This is a genomic window from Streptomyces sp. NPDC056160 (assembly GCF_042268205.1).
Classification (GTDB): domain Bacteria; phylum Actinomycetota; class Actinomycetes; order Streptomycetales; family Streptomycetaceae; genus Streptomyces.
The window spans coordinates 44,832-50,953 of the sequence record NZ_JBHJUW010000021.1; the positions used below are offsets into that span (position 1 = coordinate 44,832).

5 protein-coding genes and 1 tRNA gene are annotated in these 6,122 nt (G+C 72.9%); 4 read left to right on the plus strand and 2 right to left on the minus strand.

Features of this window, described 5'->3' with window-relative positions:
- The first annotated feature begins 369 nt into the window (after positions 1 to 369).
- From ACFC02_RS10575 to ACFC02_RS10590, 4 genes are all read left to right on the plus strand, one after another.
- The gene (locus ACFC02_RS10575) at positions 370 to 1,596 is read left to right on the plus strand and encodes a helix-turn-helix domain-containing protein (protein ID WP_376355049.1); all 1,227 of its coding nucleotides are present in this window, start codon (positions 370 to 372) and stop codon (positions 1,594 to 1,596) included.
- Between the two features lie 128 nt (positions 1,597 to 1,724).
- Entirely contained in the window at positions 1,725 to 2,333 is a 609-nt protein-coding gene (orn, locus tag ACFC02_RS10580; protein WP_376355051.1) for an oligoribonuclease, read from the plus strand.
- A gap of 112 nt (positions 2,334 to 2,445) precedes the next feature.
- Positions 2,446 to 2,518 (plus strand) — tRNA-His (locus ACFC02_RS10585).
- 77 nt (positions 2,519 to 2,595) lie between these two features.
- Complete coding sequence (locus ACFC02_RS10590) at positions 2,596 to 3,138, plus strand: GNAT family N-acetyltransferase (protein ID WP_376355054.1); 543 nt, start codon at positions 2,596 to 2,598, stop codon at positions 3,136 to 3,138.
- A 116-nt stretch (positions 3,139 to 3,254) separates the two neighbouring features.
- Here ACFC02_RS10590 and ACFC02_RS10595 read toward each other — a convergent pair whose 3' ends face one another.
- Positions 3,255 to 4,310, minus strand: a complete 1,056-nt coding sequence (locus ACFC02_RS10595; RefSeq protein ID WP_360977117.1) for a LacI family DNA-binding transcriptional regulator — start codon at positions 4,308 to 4,310, stop codon at positions 3,255 to 3,257.
- Positions 4,311 to 4,531: 221 nt separating this feature from the next.
- The gene (locus ACFC02_RS10600; protein WP_376355056.1) at positions 4,532 to 5,977 is read right to left on the minus strand and encodes a GH1 family beta-glucosidase; all 1,446 of its coding nucleotides are present in this window, start codon (positions 5,975 to 5,977) and stop codon (positions 4,532 to 4,534) included.
- Positions 5,978 to 6,122: the final 145 nt, after the last annotated feature.

Genomic DNA, 6,122 nt, shown 5'->3' on the forward strand with positions numbered 1-6,122 from the left:
GCGCACCCGACCGTATCTTTTCAGCCAACTTCTGGAACTCGCGCATCCCCTCGCCCCCCACCCCCTCAACCACCGTTTGACCTGCACGGAAAGGGTCTCGGGGGCACTTAGCGCCCTACGGGGATTGGCCACCGCCACGAGGCGTACTTCCCTGCGCGCCGTGGGAGTGCAACGCTTCGTGATCGAATGCTTCACGCCAAGTTGCCATGTCGACAATGTGCCGGGTGTCGAACTGGTCACCGCGGCACGGCGGGACACAGTAGATTCGATCTTGACTGTCTTATGGCGGGGGACTCGTGCAGGACCGAGGGGAAACGTGCAGGAGCGACACAACCGAGGAGCCGCGACCACCGAGGGGGGCTTAGCAGTATGAGCCACGACTCCGCTGCCGCGCCGGAAAACGCGGCCCGGAAACTGTCCGGGCGCCGCCGCAAGGAGATCGTCGCGGTGCTGCTGTTCAGCGGCGGCCCCATCTTCGAGAGTTCCATACCGCTGTCGGTGTTCGGGATCGACCGCCAGGACGCCGGAGTGCCGCGCTACCGCCTGCTGGTGGCGGCCGGCGAGGAAGGCCCGCTGCGGACCACAGGGGGCCTGGAACTCACCGCGCCACATGGCCTGGAGGCGATCTCACGGGCGGGCACCGTCGTCGTGCCCGCCTGGCGTTCGATCACCGCGCCACCGCCCGAGGAGGCGCTCGACGCACTGCGCCGGGCGCACGAGGAGGGCGCCCGCATCGTGGGCCTGTGCACCGGGGCCTTCGTCCTGGCCGCCGCCGGCCTGCTCGACGGCCGCCCGGCGACCACCCACTGGATGTACGCGCCGACGCTGGCCAAGCGCTACCCGTCGGTGCACGTCGATCCGCGAGAGCTGTTCGTCGACGACGGCGACGTGCTGACGTCGGCGGGCACGGCGGCCGGGATCGACCTGTGCCTGCACATCGTGCGCACCGACCACGGCAACGAGGCGGCCGGCGCGCTGGCCCGCCGCCTGGTCGTGCCGCCCCGCCGGAGCGGAGGCCAGGAGCGCTACCTGGACAGGTCTTTACCCGAGGAGATCGGCGCCGACCCGCTCGCCGAGGTCGTCGCCTGGGCCCTGGAACACCTCCACGAGCAGTTCGACGTGGAGACGCTGGCGGCGCGCGCCTACATGAGCAGGCGCACGTTCGACCGCCGCTTCCGCTCGCTGACCGGCAGCGCGCCGCTGCAGTGGCTGATCACCCAGCGGGTGCTCCAGGCGCAGCGGCTGCTGGAGACGTCGGACTACTCGGTGGACGAGGTCGCGGGCCGCTGCGGCTTCCGCTCCCCCGTGGCGCTGCGCGGCCACTTCCGGCGGCAACTGGGCTCGTCCCCGGCCGCCTACCGGGCGGCGTACCGCGCGCGCAGGCCGCAGGGCGAACGTCCCACGGACGCCGAGGCGTCGATGGGGGCGCTGGGACCGGCGGGAGCGGGGACCACGGCGGCTCCCGTCCTCGGCGTCCCGCAGCCCTCGGGTCCGGCACCGTCGTCGCTGCACCCCGACGGTCCGCTGCCGCACCCGGGCCGGCGTGCCCCGGCGGCCCTGTCGGCCAGCCTGCCGGGCCAGCGCAGCGGTAACTGAGGCACGGGCGGCGGGAGCGCGGACACCGCGCTCCCGCATCCCGTCCGGCGCACAGGGCCGAGGTCGCGTACGGTCCGGGTCGCGCACGGTCGGTTCCGCTCACGGCGCGGCGCCGTAAGGTGAGACACATGAACGATCGCATGGTGTGGATCGACTGCGAGATGACCGGCCTCTCGCTGTCCGACGACGCTCTCATCGAGGTGGCCGCCCTCGTCACCGACTCCGAGCTGAACGTACTCGGCGAGGGGGTCGACATCGTCATCCGGCCGCCGGACCTGGCGCTGGAGACGATGCCGGAGGTGGTGCGTCAGATGCACACCGCGTCCGGCCTGCTCGCGGAACTGGCCGGCGGCACGACGCTGAAGGACGCCGAGGAGCAGGTCCTCTCCTATGTCCGGGAGCACGTGAAGGAGCCCGGCAAGGCGCCGCTGTGCGGGAACTCGGTCGGCACCGACCGCGGCTTCCTGCTGCGCGACATGCCGGACCTGGAGGGTTACCTCCACTACCGCATCGTCGACGTCTCCTCCATCAAGGAACTGGCCCGCCGCTGGTACCCCCGGGCGTACTTCAACAGCCCGGAGAAGAACGGCAACCACCGCGCCCTCGCCGACATCCGCGAGTCCATCGCGGAGCTGCGCTACTACCGCGAGGCCGTCTTCGTCCCCCAGCCCGGCCCCGACTCCGACACCGCCAAGTCGATCGCCGCGAAGTACGTCCTGCCTGCTCAGCACGGTTAGCAGGGTCCGGGGAAGGGGCGCCGCGAAACACGTGCGCGAGCACCCCTTCGGACCCTGTACACTTTTTCTCGGCCGGTCGGGGAAACGAAAGCTTCCACCGCCACCGGTCATGGTGGGTGTAGCTCAGCTGGTAGAGCACCTGGTTGTGGTCCAGGATGCCGCGGGTTCGAGTCCCGTCACTCACCCTGTGTAGTCGGCCGGTGACCCGCGACGGAAGTCGTGGTCACCGGCCGATTTTCTGTCTCCGGTTCCGGGAGTCCGCGTGCGCACCGAACCCTTTCCCGCCGAGTCCTTTCCCGCCGTGCCCTTCCGTACCGCCCGCCTCGATCTCGTCCCGCTGCGCGTCGGGCACGCCGAGGAGATGGCGGCGGTGCTGTCCGATCCGGCGCTGCACGTCTTCATCGGCGGTGCGCCGCTCGGCGGGGAGGAACTGCGGGCGCGCTACGAGCGGCTCGTGGCCGGATCCGGCGACCCCGGCGTCTCCTGGTGCAACTGGGTGCTGCGGCTGCGCGGGGACGGCCGGGCCGGCGGTCCCCTGGTGGGGACCGTACAGGCCACGGTGCACGGCGGGGAGGTGGCCGAGATCGCCTGGGTGGTGGGGTCGGCCTGGCAGGGGCGCGGATTCGCCTCGGAGGCGGCGCGCGGGCTGGTCGGGGTTCTGCGGCGGGGCGGCATCGGCACGTTCGTCGCGCACATCCACCCCGCCCACCACGCCTCCGCCGCCGTCGCCACGGCCGCCGGGCTGCTGCCGACCGGCGAAGCGGAGGACGGCGAGACGGTGTGGCGGTCGGCCCCGGCCGAGTGACCACCGCGTGACCGCCACCTGACCGCGCCGGGGGATGGCCGGCGGCCGACGGACCGGAATGCGGGCGCGGCAACCGGCCCCGCGCGCCGGGCGGGGCGCTGCCACTGGCACTGGCACTACGACGACGTGCGCACGATCAGTTCCGTGGGCAGGACCGCGTGCCGCCGTTCCGGTTCGGCGGCGTTCGGCGGGCGGCGGTCGGCGATCTCCGTCAGGAGCAGGTCGATCATCGCGCGGCCCATCTCCTCGATGGGCTGGCGCACACTGGTCAGCGGCGGGTCCATGTGGCGGGCGATGGCCGAGTCGTCGTAGCCGACCAGGGCAACGTCGTCCGGGATGCGGCGGCCCGAGGCGCGCAGCACCTGGCGGGCGCCCGCCGCGGTGACGTCCGAACCGGCGAAGACCGCGTCCAGCCGGGGCTCGCGCTCCAGCAGCCGCGTCATCGCCCGGCGTCCGCCCTCCTCCGTGAAGTCGCCGTGCTCGACGAGATGTTCGTCGACGGCGAGGCCGGCGTCGCTCAGCGCGTCGCGGTAGCCGTCGACGCGTCGCTGGGCGCCGTAGACGTCCATGTGGCCGGTGATGTGGGCGATGCGGCGGCGTCCGCGAGAGAGCAGGTGCTCCACCGCCGAGCGGGCCCCGCCGTAGTTGTCGGAGTCCACCGAGGTCAGCGCCTCCGCCGCCGACCGGGGACCGCTGATCACCGCCGGGATCTCCAGCTGCGCGACCAGGTCGGGCAGCGGGTCGTCCGCGTGCACCGACACCAGCAGGACGCCGTCCACCCGGTGTGCGGCCAGGTACTGGGCCAGCCGCCGGCGTTCGCGGTCGCCGCCCGCGAAGATCAGCAGCAACTGCATCTCGGTGTCGGCCAGTTCGGCGCCGACACCGCGCAGCATGTCGGAGAAGTACGGCTCGGCGAAGAACCTGGTCTCCGGTTCGGGGACCACCAGCGCGATCGCGTCGGTGCGGTTGGCGGCCAGCGCGCGGGCGGCGGTGTTGGGGACGTAGCCGAGTTCGGCGACCGCCGCCTGGACCGCCGCGCGGGTGGCGTCGCTGACCCGCGGCGAACCGTTGATCACGCGGGAGACCGTGCCGCGGCCCACGCCGGCCCGGGCGGCGACCTCCTCCAGGGTCGGCCGGCCGCCGCCCCGGCCCCGCCCACCGTTGACCGCCATAGTCGCCGCCTTCCGTTCGCAGCCGTCAGGCCGGGAATCGAGGTCAGGAATCCAGGTCAGGAATCTAACAGCCGGGCCCGGACCGCCCCCGGCCCCGTGGCCCGGCCGCCCGCCCCGTGAAATCCGCCCCCCTGATCCCATGGTCCCGCGCCCGGGCCCGACCTGCCCCTCCCCGCCGCGTGCCCTCTTTCCGCCGCCTGCCCTCTTTCCGCCGCTCGGGCTCAGCCGGCCGACGGCAGGGCGTTGTCCTGGATCACGCCCGCGTACCAGCGGGCGCTCTCCTTGGGGATACGGCGCTGCGTGGCGTAGTCGACGTAGACGGCGCCGAAACGCTTCGAGTAGCCGTAGGACCACTCGAAGTTGTCCAGCAGGGACCACAGGAAGTAGCCGCGCACGTCCGCGCCGTCCGCGACGGCCCGGCGGACGGCGTCCAGGTGGGAGCGGAGGTACGCGATCCGCCGGGGGTCGTTCACCTTGCCCTCGGGCGAGACGTAGTCGTCGAAGGCGGCGCCGTTCTCGGTGACCATCAGCGGCAGCCCGGGGTGCTCGGCGGCCAGAGCAGTCAGCAGGGTGTGCAGACCGTCGGCGTCGATGGCCCAGTTCATCGCGGTGAGCTGGTCGTTGGCGAGGTGGAAGGCGACGTCGTCGGATCCGGTCCACGGGGAGTGGTCGCTGGCGCCGTGGCCGTCGTTCTTCGTGGCGGCGCCGTCGGCGGAGTGGGAGACCACGGTCGGCGCGTAGTAGTTGACGCCGAGCACGTCGAGGGGGCGGGAGATCTCCGCGAGGTCGCCTTCGTGCACGAGCTGCCCCCAGTCGACCAGGTGCGCGGTGTCGGTGAGCAGGTCCTCGGGGTAGGCACCGTCCAGGATCGGGCCGGTGAAGATCCGGTTGCCGACCGCGTCGATGCGGCGGGCGGCCTCGGCGTCCTTCGGGCTGTCGGTGAGCGGGCGCACCTGGTGCAGGTTGAGCGTGACGGAGACCTGCGCGGACGCCGGCAGTACGGAGCGCAGGGCGCCGACCGCCTGCCCGTGCGCCAGGTTGAGGTGGTGCGCGGCGCGCAGGGTGGCGGCCGGGTCGGTACGGCCCGGGGCGTGCACGCCGGAGCCGTAGCCGAGGAACGCCGAGCACCAGGGTTCGTTGAGCGTGGTCCACACGCCGACGCGGTCGCCCAGGGCGCGGGCCGTCATCTCGGCGTACTCGGCGAAGCGGTGCGCGGTGTCGCGGTGCGGCCACCCGCCCGCGTCCTCCAGCTCCTGGGGCAGGTCCCAGTGGTAGAGGGTGGCGACGGGGGTGATGCCCGCCTGGAGCAGTTCGTCGGTGAGCCTGCGGTAGAAGTCCAGGCCGCGTTCGACGGCGGGGCCGCGGCCGGTGGGCTGGACCCGGGACCAGGAGACGGAGAACCGGTACGCCTTCAGGCCGAGGTCCTTCATCAGCGCCACGTCGTCGCGGTAGCGGTGGTAGTGGTCGGCGGCGATGTCACCGGTGTCGCCGTTGAGGACCTTTCCGGGGGTGTGGCTGAAGGTGTCCCAGATGGAGGGGGTGCGGCCGTCCTCCGCGGCGGCGCCCTCCACCTGGTAGGCGGCGGTGGCGGCACCCCAGACGAAGCCGGTCGGGAAGGCGGCGCCGGAAGCCTGTCGGGCAGTGGTCTCGGGTCGTACGGCGGTCATGGTGAGAGCGCTCCCAAAGGTGGCGTGAGAAAGGGGAGGTGGTCCGGTACGGCCCGCGTGCGTGGCGGGCCGTACCGGACGGCCGGCCCGCGGCGGGGCGGCCGGGGCGGGGCGGGGTGGGGGGCGGGGGCGGGGCGGGCGGTGG